The 16,940-nt window shown below is 43.7% G+C and carries 20 protein-coding genes; 16 read left to right on the top strand and 4 right to left on the bottom strand.

Annotated elements, in window-relative coordinates; all coding sequences use genetic code 11:
* Positions 1–8 precede the first annotated feature (8 nt).
* Positions 9–590 (bottom strand): Maf family protein, encoded by a 582-nt coding sequence (locus N646_RS05425; protein ID WP_017821384.1) that lies wholly within the window; start codon positions 588–590, stop codon positions 9–11.
* 149 nt (positions 591–739) lie between these two features.
* Between N646_RS05425 and yceD the strand changes: the two genes are divergently transcribed.
* From yceD to N646_RS05350, 15 genes are all read left to right on the top strand, one after another.
* Positions 740–1,264 carry a 23S rRNA accumulation protein YceD gene (yceD, locus tag N646_RS05420; protein WP_005387307.1) on the top strand — a complete coding sequence of 175 codons (525 nt, stop codon included), beginning with the start codon at positions 740–742 and terminating at the stop codon, positions 1,262–1,264.
* A 59-nt stretch (positions 1,265–1,323) separates the two neighbouring features.
* Positions 1,324–1,494 carry a 50S ribosomal protein L32 gene (gene rpmF, locus N646_RS05415; protein WP_005396978.1) on the top strand — a complete coding sequence of 57 codons (171 nt, stop codon included), beginning with the start codon at positions 1,324–1,326 and terminating at the stop codon, positions 1,492–1,494.
* 10 nt (positions 1,495–1,504) lie between these two features.
* The gene (gene plsX / locus N646_RS05410; protein WP_017633846.1) at positions 1,505–2,530 is read left to right on the top strand and encodes a phosphate acyltransferase PlsX; all 1,026 of its coding nucleotides are present in this window, start codon (positions 1,505–1,507) and stop codon (positions 2,528–2,530) included.
* Between the two features lie 5 nt (positions 2,531–2,535).
* Positions 2,536–3,486, top strand: coding sequence for a beta-ketoacyl-ACP synthase III (locus N646_RS05405; RefSeq protein WP_017821385.1), 951 nt, complete (start codon positions 2,536–2,538; stop codon positions 3,484–3,486).
* 75 nt (positions 3,487–3,561) lie between these two features.
* A complete protein-coding gene (gene fabD / locus N646_RS05400) occupies positions 3,562–4,485 on the top strand; it encodes an ACP S-malonyltransferase (protein WP_005387313.1) in 924 nt (307 codons plus the stop codon).
* A gap of 45 nt (positions 4,486–4,530) precedes the next feature.
* Positions 4,531–5,265, top strand: coding sequence for a 3-oxoacyl-ACP reductase FabG (gene fabG / locus N646_RS05395; protein ID WP_031777238.1), 735 nt, complete (start codon positions 4,531–4,533; stop codon positions 5,263–5,265).
* Positions 5,266–5,510: 245 nt separating this feature from the next.
* A complete protein-coding gene (gene acpP / locus N646_RS05390; protein WP_004406112.1) occupies positions 5,511–5,744 on the top strand; it encodes an acyl carrier protein in 234 nt (77 codons plus the stop codon).
* 93 nt (positions 5,745–5,837) lie between these two features.
* Positions 5,838–7,088, top strand: a complete 1,251-nt coding sequence (gene fabF, locus N646_RS05385; protein WP_017821387.1) for a beta-ketoacyl-ACP synthase II — start codon at positions 5,838–5,840, stop codon at positions 7,086–7,088.
* Between the two features lie 107 nt (positions 7,089–7,195).
* Positions 7,196–8,011, top strand: a complete 816-nt coding sequence (pabC, locus tag N646_RS05380; protein WP_017821388.1) for an aminodeoxychorismate lyase — start codon at positions 7,196–7,198, stop codon at positions 8,009–8,011.
* The gene (gene mltG / locus N646_RS05375; protein WP_017821389.1) at positions 8,008–9,024 is read left to right on the top strand and encodes an endolytic transglycosylase MltG; all 1,017 of its coding nucleotides are present in this window, start codon (positions 8,008–8,010) and stop codon (positions 9,022–9,024) included. The genes pabC and mltG overlap by 4 nt, the downstream gene beginning before the upstream one ends.
* The gene (gene tmk / locus N646_RS05370) at positions 9,021–9,653 is read left to right on the top strand and encodes a dTMP kinase (protein ID WP_021707721.1); all 633 of its coding nucleotides are present in this window, start codon (positions 9,021–9,023) and stop codon (positions 9,651–9,653) included. Before mltG ends, tmk begins: the two co-directional genes overlap by 4 nt.
* A gap of 24 nt (positions 9,654–9,677) precedes the next feature.
* Complete coding sequence (locus tag N646_RS05365; protein WP_017821391.1) at positions 9,678–10,640, top strand: DNA polymerase III subunit delta'; 963 nt, start codon at positions 9,678–9,680, stop codon at positions 10,638–10,640.
* The gene (locus tag N646_RS05360; protein WP_005372957.1) at positions 10,631–11,398 is read left to right on the top strand and encodes a TatD family hydrolase; all 768 of its coding nucleotides are present in this window, start codon (positions 10,631–10,633) and stop codon (positions 11,396–11,398) included. Before N646_RS05365 ends, N646_RS05360 begins: the two co-directional genes overlap by 10 nt.
* 444 nt (positions 11,399–11,842) lie before the next feature.
* Positions 11,843–13,273 carry a PTS glucose transporter subunit IIBC gene (gene ptsG / locus N646_RS05355; RefSeq protein WP_005372959.1) on the top strand — a complete coding sequence of 477 codons (1,431 nt, stop codon included), beginning with the start codon at positions 11,843–11,845 and terminating at the stop codon, positions 13,271–13,273.
* A 213-nt stretch (positions 13,274–13,486) separates the two neighbouring features.
* Complete coding sequence (locus tag N646_RS05350; RefSeq protein WP_005372960.1) at positions 13,487–13,888, top strand: hypothetical protein; 402 nt, start codon at positions 13,487–13,489, stop codon at positions 13,886–13,888.
* Positions 13,889–13,957: 69 nt separating this feature from the next.
* On the opposite strand, the gene N646_RS24250 is transcribed toward N646_RS05350, so the two are convergent.
* The 3 genes from N646_RS24250 to N646_RS05340 form a co-directional block, all read right to left on the bottom strand.
* A complete protein-coding gene (locus tag N646_RS24250; RefSeq protein WP_005372963.1) occupies positions 13,958–14,053 on the bottom strand; it encodes a MetS family NSS transporter small subunit in 96 nt (31 codons plus the stop codon).
* The gene (locus N646_RS05345) at positions 14,050–15,516 is read right to left on the bottom strand and encodes a sodium-dependent transporter (protein ID WP_005372966.1); all 1,467 of its coding nucleotides are present in this window, start codon (positions 15,514–15,516) and stop codon (positions 14,050–14,052) included. Before N646_RS05345 ends, N646_RS24250 begins: the two co-directional genes overlap by 4 nt.
* A gap of 569 nt (positions 15,517–16,085) precedes the next feature.
* A complete protein-coding gene (locus N646_RS05340; protein ID WP_005372968.1) occupies positions 16,086–16,676 on the bottom strand; it encodes an outer membrane protein in 591 nt (196 codons plus the stop codon).
* 127 nt (positions 16,677–16,803) lie between these two features.
* Here N646_RS05340 and cydH point away from each other — a divergent pair, with 127 nt between their 5' ends.
* Positions 16,804–16,896 (top strand): cytochrome bd-I oxidase subunit CydH, encoded by a 93-nt coding sequence (cydH, locus tag N646_RS24245; protein WP_005372970.1) that lies wholly within the window; start codon positions 16,804–16,806, stop codon positions 16,894–16,896.
* Positions 16,897–16,940: the final 44 nt, after the last annotated feature.

Here is a 16,940-nt window from a genome sequence, read left to right as displayed (position 1 = left end):
TATTTGGGTTAAAGGACATCGAGTCCTTGAACATTCAACATATCAATCAAATCAATCAATGGTAGTCCGACAAGTGTGTTCGGGTCTTTACCGACTAATTTCGTAAACAAGCAAATTCCCATGCCTTCGCTTTTAAAGCTGCCTGCGCAGTAAAAAGGTTCTTCCCTGTCGACGTAGCGTTCGATTTGTTCAAGCGTTAAATCTCTAAAGTGCACCTCGAAAGAATCAAAGCCGACTTCTGTATGGTTTGTCACGGTGTTATGTACCGCAAGACCAGTATAGAAAGTGATGACTTTTCCACTTTGAGCCAAAAGTTGATTTATCGCGTTATCTCTATTTAAAGGCTTGCCAACGATTTCACCATTAATGACACAAACTTGGTCACTGCCGATAACTAAACTTGCTTTATCCGTCTGGCAAGATATTGCTTTCTCTTGGGCCAGTCTCTGCACAAGTTCAGTTGGCGTTTCTTGGTCAAAAGGTGTTTCATCGCAATCAGGTGGTAAACAAACGAATGGTAGTGAGAGCTTTTCAAGCAGTTGTTTACGAAAAGGGGAAGTTGAGGCTAAAACCAGTTGGTAATTTTTCATTTTGAATTACAATTCGTGGGAGCATTTCCAATAGGATAATCGATCAAAAATGATTCTGGCTAATGCTCTGTATGTTAAGCGTAAAAAAGTACAACTTTTTTGCCTTTTTCTTTGACTAATTTTGATTTGGAAGATAATATTCGCGCCCTATGCAAAAGGTAAAAATACCGCGAACGGTTGACCCAGCTAAAGCTGCACAGAAACGATTGGATTACGATGGCATCATCCAAGCTAGTCTTTTCAAGCGCTTAGTGGAAACAACTGAAGGCGTAAAACGCGACGCAGAAGTCTCATTGTCATTTGGGATGGATGAACAGCGACTCGTTGTTATCTCTGGTAAAGCTAACATCGAAGTCGATTTAGAGTGTCAGCGTTGTAATGAGGTATTCGCACATGAGTGCGAAGTTGAATTCCTTTCTACTCCTTACTACGGTGAGAAAACAGAACAGGAAGCACCAGAAATTTATGATTTGGTAGATCTAAATGAATATGGTGAATTAGACCTCATACAACTTGTTGAAGACGAGTTCATCTTAGCATTACCTCAAATTGCGATGCACGATGAAGCGGATTGTAGCGTTGATTCAAATAACATGGTTTTTGGTGAGATTCCTGAAGAAATTGAGGAAGAAAAACCGAATCCATTCGACGTTTTGAAAAGTCTGAAAAAGTAATAGGTGTGGTAGCCGATTCTTCTTCAGGTTTTTAACCCAATAGTATAGGAGTAGGGTCAATGGCCGTACAGAAAAACCGTAAAACTCGTTCTAAGCGCGGTATGCGTCGTTCACACGATGCGCTAACTACAGCTGCTCTATCTGTAGACGCGACTTCTGGTGAAACTCACCTACGCCACAACGTAACTGCTGAAGGTTACTACCGTGGTCAAAAGGTTATCAACAAGTAAGGTTGAACCTTTGCAAAGTATTACCGTTGCACTTGATGCAATGGGCGGGGATTTCGGTCCACGCGTAACAGTGCCTGCCGCCGTGCAGGCACTGTCTCATTTCCCAGAGCTAAAAGTGATTCTTATTGGTGATCAATCTCTGATCACGTCTCAATTATCTCAACTCGGTACCTCGACCAGTTCCCGCTTGACTATTCTTCACAGCGAGAAAGTTATCTCGAACTCAGAAAAACCTTCATTGGCGTTACGTAATAGCCAAAATAGTTCTATGCGTATGGCTATCGATTTGGTTTCTGAGCAGAAAGCGGATGCTTGTGTTAGTGGTGGCAACACCGGTGCATTAATGGCACTATCGCGTTTCATTCTTAAGTTACTTCCTGGCATTGAACGTCCTGCTTTAGTTTCCGCTTTACCGACGATTACCGGAAAGCGTACTTGGATGCTAGATCTGGGGGCGAATGTATCGTGCGATGCTGATAGCTTGTTCCAATTTGCTGTAATGGGCAGTGCATTAGCTGAAGAACACTTGGGTCGTCCTCCTCGCGTTGCTGTACTCAATATTGGCGCAGAAGAGATTAAAGGTAACGATTTAGTCAAACGTTGCGCAGAAATGCTTTCTCAGACCGATGCGATTAACTTTGTCGGTTATATTGAAGGTAATCAAATTTTGCATGATGTTGCTGACGTCATTGTTTGTGATGGATTTGTCGGCAACGTATGCTTAAAAGCCAGTGAGGGAACAGCTCAACTTTTTATCGAAAAAATTAAAACCAGCATAATGGCATCAACGATAAAGGGTTGGATAGCTAGAAAGTTGTTTTCTAGGCTGTTTAATGAACTAAAAACACTGAACCCCGACCAGTATAACGGCGCAAGTTTGCTAGGATTGCGCGGCATTGTCATAAAAAGCCATGGAAGTGCGGATGTATCTGCGATTGTCAATGCACTTGGCGAGGCAGTACACGAGGTCAAACGACAAGTACCAAGCCGTATTAGCGATCGTTTGGAAGCGGTTTTACTCGAGAGGCATTATTAGTCTTCATGTATAGCAAAATTTTAGGTACTGGCAGCTACCTGCCATCTCAGGTGCGTACAAACGCAGATCTAGAGAAAATGGTAGATACAAGTGATGAGTGGATCGTTGCTCGCACGGGTATTAAAGAGCGTCGAATTGCTGCAGAAAACGAAACTGTAGCAGACATGGCATTCTACGCAGCTGAAAACGCTATCGATATGGCGGGTATTGATAAAAACGATATCGACCTGATTATCGTAGCCACAACGAGCAGTAGCCATACTTTCCCTTCATCTGCGTGTCAGGTGCAGGCAAAGCTTGGCATTAAAGGTTGTCCAGCTTTTGACTTAGCCGCTGCTTGTTCTGGTTTTGTGTACGCATTATCTGTTGCAGACCAACATATCAAATCTGGTATGTGCAAAAACGTACTTGTGATTGGTTCAGATGCTTTGTCTAAAACGTGTGATCCGACAGACCGTTCAACCATCATCCTATTTGGTGATGGTGCCGGAGCCGTTGTCGTAGGCGCTAGCCAAGAGCCTGGCATTATCTCTACCCACATATACTCGGATGGTCAATTCGGAGAGCTTCTAAGCCTACCTGTACCTGTGCGGGGGCAAGATGCGGATAAATGGCTTCATATGGCTGGGAACGAAGTATTCAAAGTCGCTGTAACTCAGCTATCGAAACTAGTAAAAGATACGCTTGAAGCCAACAACATGCATAAGTCTGAACTAGACTGGCTAGTGCCGCACCAAGCGAACTACCGCATTATTTCAGCGACAGCGAAGAAACTTTCGATGTCACTAGACCAAGTCGTGATTACACTTGATAAACACGGCAACACATCAGCTGCGACGGTGCCAACAGCACTAGATGAAGCGGTACGTGATGGTCGTATTAAACGCGGTCAAACTCTGCTTCTTGAAGCGTTTGGCGGCGGATTCACTTGGGGCTCGGCCCTTGTGAAGTTCTAAGTTTCACAAGAATTCAAAATTTAAGGTGCACTTGGTGCATCTTATTTCTTTTTACTTTGCTTAAAGGAAAACAACATGAGCAAGTTTGCTATCGTATTTCCAGGTCAAGGTTCTCAAGCTGTAGGTATGCTTGCAGAACTAGGCGAACAATATGACGTAGTAAAACAAACATTTGCAGAAGCATCTGACGCACTAGGTTACGATCTATGGGCGCTTGTTCAAAATGGACCTGCAGAAGATTTAAACGAGACTTTCCGTACTCAACCAGCTTTGCTAGCTTCATCTGTTGCAATCTGGCGTGTATGGCAGGAACTTGGCTTAGAGCAACCAGCAAACCTAGCCGGTCACAGCCTAGGTGAGTACTCAGCACTTGTATGTGCGGGTGTTATTGACTTTAAAGAAGCCATCAAGCTGGTTGAATTACGTGGTCAACTTATGCAAGAAGCAGTACCAGCTGGTACTGGCGCAATGTACGCGATTATCGGTTTGGCTGATGATGCGATTGCAAAAGCGTGTGAAGACGCAGCGCAAGGCGAAGTGGTCTCTCCAGTAAACTTTAACTCGCCTGGTCAAGTCGTTATCGCTGGTAGCAAAGACGCAGTAGAGCGAGCTGGTGCGCTATGTAAAGAAGCTGGTGCGAAGCGTGCGCTTCCTCTTCCTGTTTCAGTACCTTCACACTGTGCACTTATGAAGCCAGCAGCGGAAAAACTTGCTGTAGCTCTCGAGTCTATCGAATTTAACTCACCACAGCTGCCAGTTATCAACAACGTTGATGTGGTTGCTGAGACAGATCCTGCAAAAATCAAAGATGCGCTTGTTCGTCAGCTACATAGCCCAGTTCGTTGGACTGAAACAGTTGAACTGATGCACGAACAAGGCGTAGAAAATCTTCTTGAGCTTGGTCCTGGTAAAGTTTTAACAGGTCTAACAAAACGTATCGTGAAAACGCTAACTGCAGCAGCAGTGAATGATATCGCATCGCTAGACGCTGCGAAGTAATCCATCAAGCGATAAATTTGCGATAAGAAAAGGAAACACAACATGATGAATCTAGAAGGTAAGATCGCGCTAGTTACCGGCGCAAGCCGTGGTATTGGCCGCGCGATCGCGGAACTTCTTGTCGAGCGAGGTGCTACGGTTATCGGTACTGCTACTTCTGAAAGTGGTGCGGCTGCTATCAGCGAGTATCTTGGTGATAACGGTAAAGGCTTAGCGCTTAACGTGACTGATGTCGAGTCTATCGAAGCGACATTAAAAACGATCAACGAAGAATTTGGTGTGATCGATATTCTGGTGAATAACGCTGGTATTACTCGTGACAACCTATTGATGCGCATGAAAGATGATGAGTGGAACGACATCATCGATACCAACCTAACGCCAATCTACCGCATGTCTAAAGCGGTTTTACGCGGTATGATGAAAAAACGTGCGGGTCGTATCATCAACGTAGGCTCTGTTGTTGGTACCATGGGTAATGCTGGTCAAACTAACTACGCAGCAGCGAAAGCGGGCGTGATTGGTTTTACTAAATCAATGGCTCGTGAAGTTGCGTCTCGTGGTGTAACAGTGAACACTGTTGCTCCTGGTTTCATCGAAACTGACATGACTAAGGCACTAAATGATGACCAACGTGCGGCAACATTGTCGAACGTGCCAGCAGGTCGTTTAGGTGACCCAAGTGAAATTGCATCAGCAGTAGTTTTCCTTGCTTCTCCTGAAGCAGCGTACATTACTGGTGAAACTTTGCATGTAAATGGTGGCATGTACATGGTTTAATGCGACAGTTTATGCAAAATAAGCTATTTTACATTGTGAAAAATAGCCTATAGTTGCAGTTAACTGTCATGAACTTGTCATGCTTATGCGCAAGATTTGTGCATGATTTAAGTCAAAAATGTATTGAAATTCGGTTAAATTCGCTAATTTTGTGGTTTGACCAGCAAGGACCCCCTTGCAACTTTCAATAGTTCGAATAAACTACGGAATCATCGCATTAGGCGAAATCTGTAAAGGAAAGAAAAATGAGCAACATCGAAGAACGCGTAAAGAAAATCATTGTTGAACAGCTAGGTGTAGACGAAGCAGAAGTTAAAAACGAAGCTTCTTTCGTTGACGATCTAGGTGCTGATTCTCTAGACACTGTAGAACTAGTTATGGCTCTAGAAGAGGAATTCGACACTGAGATTCCTGACGAAGAAGCTGAGAAGATCACTACTGTTCAAGCTGCAATCGACTACGTAAACAGCGCTCAGTAATTAGCTCTCCCAGGCGGTCTCCTAGACCGCCTGTGTTCTTTCTAACTTCTTCTATCCTCTCATAGAAATATTCAATTCCCGGAGAATTATATCGTGTCCAAGCGTCGTGTAGTTGTCACTGGCATGGGTATGTTGTCACCGGTAGGCAACACAGTAGAATCATCTTGGAAAGCCCTGCTAGAAGGTCAAAGTGGTATCGTAAATATCGAGCACTTTGATACTACGAACTTCTCAACTCGTTTTGCAGGTCTTGTTAAAGATTTCGATTGCACAGAGTACATGTCTAAAAAAGATGCTCGTAAGATGGACCTTTTCATCCAGTACGGCATTGCAGCGGGTATTCAAGCTCTTGATAACTCTGGCTTACAAATTACCGAAGAAAATGCGGCTCGAGTTGGTGTTGCTATCGGCTCAGGCATTGGCGGTCTTGACCTTATCGAAACTGGCCATACTGCATTAGTAGACAAAGGCCCTCGCAAAGTTAGCCCATTTTTTGTTCCTTCGACCATTGTAAACATGGTTGCAGGTAACCTATCTATCATGCGTGGTCTTCGTGGTCCAAATATCGCGATTTCTACCGCATGTACTACTGGCCTGCATAATATTGGCCATGCAGCACGTATGATTGCCTACGGCGATGCAGATGCGATGGTTGCTGGTGGTGCAGAAAAAGCTTCTACGCCTCTTGGCATGGCTGGCTTCGGTGCAGCTAAAGCGCTATCTACTCGTAATGAAGAGCCTCAAAAAGCGTCTCGCCCATGGGATAAAGGCCGTGATGGTTTTGTTCTAGGTGATGGTGCTGGCATGATGGTGCTTGAAGAGTACGAACACGCAAAAGCACGTGGCGCGAAGATTTACGCAGAACTGGTTGGTTTTGGTATGTCTGGTGATGCTTACCACATGACATCTCCAAGCGAAGATGGCTCTGGTGGTGCACTTGCGATGGAAGCGGCGATGCGTGACGCTAACATCACAGGTACTCAAGTAGGTTATGTGAATGCTCACGGTACTTCTACTCCTGCTGGTGATGTTGCAGAAATCAAGGGCGTGAAACGTGCTCTTGGTGAAGAAGGTGCGAAGCAAGTTCTTGTGTCTTCAACTAAGTCGATGACGGGTCACCTATTAGGTGCTGCTGGCTCTGTTGAAGCAATTATCACGGTTATGTCTTTGGTTGACCAAATTGTTCCGCCAACCATTAACCTTGATGAACCAGAAGAAGGTCTAGACATCGACCTTGTGCCGCATACAGCGCGCAAAGTTGAAGGTATGGAGTACGCTATCTGTAACTCGTTTGGCTTTGGTGGTACAAACGGTTCTTTGATCTTCAAGAAGTTCGCTGAGTAACACTATCTAACCTTATTTAGATAAGCGAAACTTGTATTCTAACGGCTCGATGCTTAGCATTGAGCCGTTTTGTTTTATTTGTTGTCTGCTAATTTGAAGGTACGTGAATGTTTTGGGTAAATGGAGTTCCGCAAACGCATGTAGAGCTAGGTGATCGCTCATTCCAATACGGTGATGGAGGCTTTACCACCATCCTGACCCAAAATGGAGAGTTGGTTTACTGGCAAGAACATACTGAGCGCATGAGTGCTTGCCTTGACGCTTTGAAGATCTCTTCACCTGACTGGAAAGTTGTGCATGATTGGGCAAGCAAAGCGGTTTTATCTGACGCACGAGCGGGGGTGAAGATTCACGTTAGCCGCGGTATTGGCGGGCGAGGGTATAGCCCTAATGGGATTAAAGGCCCTATCGTGACGATTTCCAATTTTGCGTTTCCTTCTCATTATTCATCTTGGCAAGAACAAGGTGTGGACTTGGGCGTTTGTAATACTCGTCTAGGGATTCAACCTTTACTTGCGGGACATAAGCACAACAACCGTTTAGAGCAGATTCTCGCCAAGGCTGAAATCGACAATACAGAGTTTGCAGATGCAATAACGTTAAATGTGCAAAACCATGTCATTGAAACTACAATGGCCAACCTTTTTTGGGTTAAAGGTAATAAAGTATTTACGCCGGAGCTGACCTTATCAGGCGTTACGGGCGTAATGCGTCGTAAGGTGCTTGAGTTACTTAAAGTAAGTCATATTGAAGTCATCGAGGGGCGTTTTATACTTCCAGATTTGCTGAGTGCTGACGAGGCTTTCATGTGTAACTCAATATTAGGTGTCGTACCTATTCGCAGCATAGTGACATCGAACTCTAAGACTATATTTCCGATAGGAAAATTGACTCAACGACTGCAAGGGAATTTAACTACGTGATTAAAAAACTGTTGGCTTTTGTTGTGCTGATCGCAGTGATAGGCGCAGCAGCTGTTTTTTATATAATTTCACAGGCTAAACAATACGTTGAAAAGCCTATTCTATTGGAACAACCTCAGCTGTTTACTGTAGAAAGTGGTACAAGCTTTCATCATGTCATGCGCGCCTTAGTTGAAGATGAGGTGATTGAAACATCGGAGTACATCCGTTTAATTCCTCACTTATATCCAGAATTGTTGCAAGTGCGAGCGGGTACTTACCAACTTGAGCCTGGTATGTCGCTTTCGCAAACATTGGAGCATCTGAATACTGGAAAAGAATACCAGTTTGCGATCACTTTTGTTGAAGGCAGCCGCTTTTCTGAATGGGTAGATCAACTAAAAAGTGCTCCTTATTTAAAGCATGATTTAACCGAACTGTCAGAAAAAGAAATGGCTGCGAAGCTTGGAATTGAGAGAGAAAAGCTAGAAGGGTTGTTTTTAGCAGAAACCTACCATTACACAGCGGGTGCGAGTGAAAGCCAGTTATTAAAACGAGCGCATCGAAAACTCAATAAAATACTGGACGCTAGCTGGGAAGCTCGTCAAGAAAAGCTGCCATTACAGGACAAATATGAAGCCTTGATTCTCGCGTCTATCATCGAGAAAGAGACGGCTATTGATTCTGAGCGTGAGCGCGTCGCTTCTGTGTTTATCAACCGATTGAACAAACGCATGCGGTTACAAACTGATCCGACAGTTATTTATGGTATGGGTGATGCATACGATGGCAATATTCGTAAGAAAGATTTGCGTACGCCGACACCATATAACACTTATACCATCAATGGTTTGCCACCAACACCGATTGCGATGGCTGGTGAAGCTTCCATTGAAGCGGCTTTGAATCCAGAAAGCAGCAACTATTTATATTTTGTAGCAAGTGGAAAGGGCGGACATGTATTTTCGAAATCCCTTGCTGAGCACAACCGTGCTGTTCGTGCCTATTTAAGAGAACTAAGAAAGAACAAATGATGAAAGCAAACTTTATTGTCGTTGAAGGCCTAGAAGGCGCGGGTAAAAGCACTGCGATTAAAACCGTTTTAGATACGCTAAAAGCGGCAGGTATTGAGGATATCGTAAATACCCGTGAGCCAGGAGGCACACCGCTAGCAGAAAAAATGCGCGCTCTGGTGAAAGAAGAGCACGAAGGCGAAGAACTTAAGGACATGACGGAGTTGCTTCTTCTGTACGCTGCACGTGTTCAGTTGGTTGAGAACGTGATCAAACCAGCTTTGGAAAACGGTCAGTGGGTGGTTGGTGACCGACACGATATGTCGTCGCAAGCTTATCAAGGTGGTGGCCGTCAGATTGACGCATCGTTAATGAAAAATCTCCGGGATACAACGCTTGGTGATTTTAAACCTGCTCTTACTCTCTATATGGACATTAACCCTCGTGTTGGGCTTGAGCGTGCGCGTGGGCGTGGTGAGTTAGATCGTATAGAGAAGATGGATATTAGTTTCTTCGAGCGTACACGTGAGCGTTATTTGGAGATTGCTCATGCCGATCCTTCCATCGTTATCATTAACGCAGAACAGACGATTGAAGGCGTGTCGCGTGATATTCGGGACGCTCTAAACGAGTGGCTAGCTCGTCAATAAGTGAAATGTAAATTTAGGTGACTCATGTTAAATGATTATCCATGGCTACAGCCAATATGGGATAACCTCAAAGTAGGGTTAGAGTCGGACAGAATACCAGGTGCGCTTTTATTACAAAGCGATCAGGGCTTAGGCATCGAAAAACTTATCGAGTTTTTTAGCCAAGCGCTTCTTTGCCAAAATTACGCGAGTGAAGCATGCGGTTTTTGTCATAGCTGCCAGCTAAATCAATCTCAAAACCACCCTGATTTACACTGGATCAAGCCAGAGAAAGAAGGAAAGGCGATAACGGTGGACCAAATTCGCGCTTGTAACCGTCTTGCTCAGGAATCATCTCAGCTTAATGGTTACCGCCTATTTGTAATAGAACCGGCGGACTCTATGAACGAGTCGGCATCGAATGCGCTGTTAAAGACGCTAGAAGAGCCTGGGGCAAAGTGCTTGTTTTTGCTCGTTACCCACAATCAGGAGCGTCTGCTCCCAACGATTCGTAGCCGTTGCCAACACTGGGTTGTTGCGCCTCCGTCAGCGGAACAAGCAATGCAATGGATGCACGAACAAGGGGCGAAGCAAGTTCCTGCTTATGCCTTAAAACTGAATATGGGCTCTCCAATAAAAACATTGGATGCGTTAAATAATGGTGATCTCGAAGCTTACTTGGCTTTTGAACGCAGTTTTATTAAGGCAATGTCTTCGCCTGTTTCAGACGTTTCTGAGTGTGCTTCTTTAATCGCTAAACACTCAGAGCAATCACTAGACTGGGCATGGTATTTACTGACAGATGCTCAGAAAGCGCAGTTTGGTGTATCAGAAGCTCAAATGCTTCCGGGCGCGACAAAGTTTCAACCGGACAACTATAACGGTTTGTACTCATCAGCGAAGGCGCTGATGAACCTGAAAGCTCAGGTGCAAGCCTTTCCTGGCCTGAACCTTGAGCTACTATCAATGAATTGGTTAATTGAATCACGAGAGGCATTATGTTCGTAGATTCTCATTGTCATTTAGACAAATTGAATTACGACGATCTCCACATCAATGTGGAAGACGTTATTAACAAAGCTAAACAAGCAAACGTAACTGAGCTACTTTCTGTTGGAGTAACGCTGGATTCTTTCCCGAAAATGATGGAAATGATCGAGCCTTATGACAATGTTTATGCTTCGTGCGGTGTGCACCCACTTGATGTTGAAAGCGACTTTTCGATGGACGTATTGCGCCACCATGCGTCGAATGCAAAAGTCGTCGCTATTGGCGAAACGGGTTTAGATTATCATTACAAGCCCGAAACGGCCGCGTTACAGAAAGAGCGCTTTGAGCAACACGTTGATCTTGCAGTGGAGCTCAACAAACCTTTAATTATCCATACCAGAAACGCACGTGCGGATACTCTAGATATTTTGCGTAAGGGTGGGGCAGAGAAATGTGGTGGTGTTATCCACTGTTTTACAGAAGATCTTCCATTTGCTGAAGCTGCACTGGAGCTGGGGTTTTATATTTCTATCTCGGGGATTGTTACTTTCCGTCAAGCTACAGAGTTAAAAGAAGTGGTGAAGACTCTACCTTTAGAGAAGCTTCTTATTGAGACAGATTCTCCTTACTTGGCTCCTGTTCCCCATCGTGGCAAAGAGAATCAACCCGCTTACGTTGTCGAAGTCGCTTCTTATATTGCGCAACTCAAATCGTGCTCTCTTTCTGAAGTGGCACAAAAAACCACCGAAAACTTCCGAAATCTTTTTTTGCGATGAAAAAATAATAAGAGCATAAAAAAGGAGCTTAGGCTCCTTTTTTGTTGATAAAAACAACAGATACGCTCACGAGTTTAATGTTTACTAAAAATGTTGATTTAATAACATTCAAAAATCACAAATGTAATTTTGTTACTAAAAATAACATTGGGGCGTATTTTATTTACGCCTTAAAATTAATTATATAAATAATTAATTCTTTATAAAACAGTAATATAAGTGCAATGCAAACCTTTTCATCGGCTGTTTTTGGGTGTGATCCAAGACTTGTTTTGAAACTAAATTTCGTAACTGTGTGGAAAGTTTGAGGGTCATCAATATATATTTAGAGCCGGAAAATATAATGCAGTTGTGGTTACATTTTCATTGGGTGCTAACCTTTAGGCTACGGGGGTGTGCCGTTAGTGCCCAAATAATACTTATAAATTTATCAGGAGCATAAACATGTTTAAGAACCTTTTTGCTAACCTGCAAAAAGTTGGTAAGGCTCTGATGCTTCCAGTATCAGTTTTACCAGTTGCAGGTATTTTATTAGGTGTGGGTGCTGCCCATCTAAGCTTTATTCCAGAGATCGTTTCTAATCTTATGGAACAAGCTGGTGGTTCAGTATTCGGCCAAATGGCACTTCTATTTGCAGTAGGTGTAGCTCTAGGCTTCACTAACAACGACGGTGTTGCAGGTCTTGCAGCTATCGTTGGTTACGGCATCATGACGGCAACGCTAGGTGTAATGGCGGGCGTTATGGGTGTTGAGAAAATCGATACAGGTGTACTAGGTGGTATCCTTGTCGGTGGTGTGGCTGCTTGGGCATTCAACCGTTTCTTCAAAATCCAACTTCCAGAGTACCTTGGCTTCTTCGCTGGTAAGCGCGCAGTGCCAATCATCACTGGTTTTGCTGCGATCATCCTAGGTGTTATCCTTTCTGTTATCTGGCCACCAATTGGCGGTGCAATTTCTGCATTCTCTGATTGGGCTGCACACCAAAACCCACAGCTAGCATTCGGTATCTACGGTGTTGTTGAGCGTTCTCTAATCCCATTCGGTCTACACCACGTATGGAACGTACCGTTCTTCTTCGAAGCAGGTTCTTGTGTTAACGCTGCCGGTGAAGCTCAAAATGGTGTACTAACTTGTTACCTAGTTGCTGATGAAGCATCTCGTGCTGCTGGTAATGGCTTCGGTCAGCTAGCGGGTGGTTACATGTTCAAGATGTTCGGTCTACCAGCTGCAGCAATCGCAATTGCTCATTGTGCTAAACCAGAAAACCGTGCAAAAGTAATGGGTATCATGGCGTCAGCTGCACTGACTTCATTCCTAACTGGTATTACTGAGCCAATCGAATTCTCATTCCTATTCGTTGCTCCACTACTATACGGTATCCACGCTCTACTAGCTGGTTCTGCATACATCGTTTCGAACACTCTAGGCTTTGTACACGGTACTTCTTTCTCTCACGGTCTGATCGACTTCCTAGTTCTATCTGGTAACGCTCAGAAGATGGTGCTAATGATTGCCGTTGGTCTAGTTTACGCAGTAATTTACTACGTAGTGTTCCGTGGTGTAATCACAGCGCTTGACCTAAAAACACCTGGCCGTGAAGATGAAACGGAAAGTGCAGCTGTAACTTCTGGCTCTGATATGGGCGGTGAACTGGTTGCAGCGTTTGGCGGTAAAGCTAACATTACTGGTCTAGATGCATGTATCACACGTCTACGTGTAGCAGTTGCAGATACAGCAGCTGTTGACCAAGACAAGCTAAAACAACTAGGCGCTGCTGGTGTTGTAGTTGTAGCTGGTGGTGTACAGGCTATCTTCGGTACTAAGTCTGATAACCTAAAAACTGAAATGGATGAGTGGATTCGTAACCACGGTTAATCGCAGTCATTCATAGTAATGCATAAAAGGAGGCTTCGGCCTCCTTTTTTAGTTCCTATTTTATTAACTGACAGTTCCTTTTTTAGTGTGATCCTAAACTCATCTTTACTTTTGTCAGCTTTTTCATACATCGAGCTTACCCATCGTTGACATATTGATATGCCATTATGTTTGAATAGCGAATAATGTTTTTTTGAATAATTGATAACGTGTATGAAGAACAAATTCATTTTAGTTTTGGGACTAGTTTCTAGTACGGCAATGGCGGCAAGCGAGCCAACGGATCTATCAGTTGGTATGGCTGTCGATCAACAATTAAGTGTTGTTGTAGAGTTAGATAACAAATATCGTGGCATTATCGGAAACGATGGTATGGCGTTTGATTACATCGCTAAGCGTGGAACATTCGATCAAAACATGCCTGTGACTTGGTATGTCGGCGTTGGTGGCTGGTATGAATGGGATGACGAGTTTGGTGTGAGAGTACCACTTGGTGTGAACTGGGATTTATCACGCGGCTGGGACCTTTATGGTCAAATACACCCAGAGCTAGATCTTTACAAAGGTGCTGACTTGCAACTTGGCGGCGCCGTTGGCATCAAGTACAGTTTCTAGAATTGAACTAAAGTATGTACAAAAAAACGCCGGTAACTACCGGCGTTTTTTTATATGGAACTTAACGTTTTATTGTTTATCCATGGCTCGCTTGATGCAAACGGCAGCGCCGCCCCAAGTGATACCTAAACCAATAACCATCATAATAATTGCGCTGATTGTCATTTTGCTGTCTCCTTGCGGTTCACTGCGTTGATCACTAGACCAAAGATAAAGAGTGCGGCGATAAGTGCCCAGCCTAAAGTTAGATCATAGCCACCGTAGCCTTCAGTAATTAGGGCGTATAGCTTGGTCGCTAAGATAATGGCGAGCATGATTGGTGTAACGAAGCGTAAGCAGATCTCGAACCATTGACCAACAGAGAAATCAGAGCGCTCGTTAACGTAATTACGTACTTCTGGCACGCGCTTCAATAGCCACGCCATCAAGACAATCTCAACCAGACCACCAACCATGATGCCAACGTTGTTTGCAAAGTGGTCTACTAGATCGAGTAGCAGCAGACCGCCATTGGTAGCAAACGCCATAGAGACAACGAAGCCAATACCAATCACAACATTTGCAGCTTTTTTACGGCTCCACTTCAGCTTGTCGATAATGGCTGAAGTTACGGCTTCCATAATTGAAATATGCGAACTTAGACCAGCAACCACCAGTGCAAAGAAGAACAGTGGACCAAGAATATATGGGGCAGGTAGTAGGTTAATTGCCGCAGGTAAAGTAACAAAAGCCAAGCCAACGCCTGCAGATACCACCTCTGTTAACGGCTTACCTTGCTCTTGAGCCATGTAACCCAATACTGAGAAGATCATGATGCCGGCTAGGATCGAGAAGCCACAGTTGATCAACACGGTCATAAACGCGTTATTCGTTATGTCCGACTTTTCTGGTAGGTAGCTAGAGTAAGCTAGCATGATGGCGAAGCCGATACTTAGCGTAAAAAAGATCTGACCATATGCCGCTGCCCATACTTTCACATCCCAAATTTTGCTGAAATCGGGTTCGAACATGTAGTTCACGCCATCTAGAGCTCCTGGCAAGAAAATCATACGTCCGATTAAGAAAATCACCATCAAGAATAGGATTGGCATCATAATTTTAGATGCTCGTTCAATTCCTGATTTCACGCCTTTGGCAATGGCGGTGTAAGTAATTGCCCAAGCAATTACCATGGATAAAGCAATCTTCCATTGAATACTGCCTAAGTCTGTTGGTGAGTTGTCACCTAGCTTTAGGTATTCACTAAAGAAAAATGCGTTGGTATCGGTTCCCCAACCTTGAGTAAACGACAACCCAAAGTAAGAAATCGACCAACCGATAACAGCCACATAGTAAACGGCAATAACTGCAGCCACACCAACTTGGAACCAGCCAAGCCATTCAAATTTAGAATGAATTTTCGCAAGTGTTTTTGGTGCCGAGCCTCGGTATTTTTGTCCCATACTGAACTCAAGGATCATAAATGGAATACCGGCAGTGATCATGGCAAAAATGTAAGGAATAAAAAATGCGCCGCCACCGTTTTCATAGGCCATGTATGGGAAACGCCAAATGTTTCCCAAACCGATAGCAGACCCAACTGCTGCTAAGATGAATCCCGCCCGGGATCCCCATTGTTCTCGCTTCATATTTGACTCCTATAAGACTCCCTGAGGAATGAAGCTCTCTACGTAACACAGTAATAATTGCGCAAACAGTTGGAAGAAAGGACCGCTGTTATCCATCAGCTTTTCTATCCTTAATTCTAACTTCTTATAATTTTATAGAGCTATATTCTGGCTACTGTAAGAGAAAGTAGATTATTAATCTTAAAATTTTGATGTGTGTTTGATAAAACTGAAATATTTATCTGTTTTCACTGATCAGACTAACTTCTAATAATACTTAGCGCAATAGAATCTAAATGTTAATTCAGATGCGTTGTCTGGTTTTAATCTTGTTAAATTTGAGTTTGATTGTGGTTTTATGTGGGTGTGTGGTTGTTTGTCTGGAATAAATGACTGGGATCTAATAATTGCTTTGGTGTTTAAGACTATTTTGATTAATTAGGGCGTACGGCTATCTTTTGTGCACCTATCTAGATGATGCTTCGTTACTTTGCCAAACAATGGTGTTTAGACGATGTCCTTTATCGGCTCTGTGCAGGACTCGTTCAGCGTTCTTTGTGACGAGTCCTATAAAGGAACATGCATAAAAATTAGAAGCGGAAACTAAAACCGACATTTGATTGGAATTGGTTCATCCAATCAGTATCGAACTTAATGATACAGTTTGAGCCGTCATTAGGTAGAGTACAGGCGCCAGATGTATCGTTATCAACGACCGTTCCTAACCATCTCAGTTGGGCTGTTAATGCAAAGTTCTTTGAAAATTCATATTCCAGCCCTGCAAAAGCGCTAGCCGAAAATCCGTATTTTTTGTCTACCCAATCCACATCGGCGTAAGAAGCGCCCAAACCTACACCGATATAGGTTTGCCATTTTTCTGCGACAGGATAGTACATGCTGCTTTGGAAGTGCAGATAATGGATATCTGCCGAGTTGGACAGCTTTTCAAGTTCCGTCGATTGATTGGAGTAAAACAATCCGATCCTTCCTTTTTCTAAGGGAGTCTCGACTGAAAGAGCGTAATTCACTGCGGGGTCGAGATCGTATGTATTACCACTTTCATCCTCTACTTGGCCGCCTCCTGTATAGCCTATGTATGGTGTAACGATGATATTCGCTTGTGCATTGATAGCAGTACTCATCATCATGATTCCTACTAGCCAGCTGAGTTTTTGGTTCATCCCCTATCTCCTTATTATGACTAAGCTAATTGTGATGGGTTAGTCAAAATTGCGCGACTAAATTAAGCAAATCTTGAACATATTTCACACCGGTGTTATTAATTTGTTACATATTAAGGAGGTGTTTATGGAACACGATCTAAAATCCGCATTAATCATTGTGGTGACTGTTTTTGCAGTGCTTTTGTCATTTGGCATCATTGCTATTACAACAGCTTAAGATAACCACTTTTACCAAACGTTTTAACAAAACGGCGTGAGCCT

This window comes from Vibrio alginolyticus NBRC 15630 = ATCC 17749 (assembly GCF_000354175.2).
GTDB lineage: Bacteria > Pseudomonadota > Gammaproteobacteria > Enterobacterales > Vibrionaceae > Vibrio > Vibrio alginolyticus.
The sequence above is the reverse complement of the archived record's forward strand: the minus strand, read 5'-3'. Positions and strand labels throughout refer to the sequence as shown.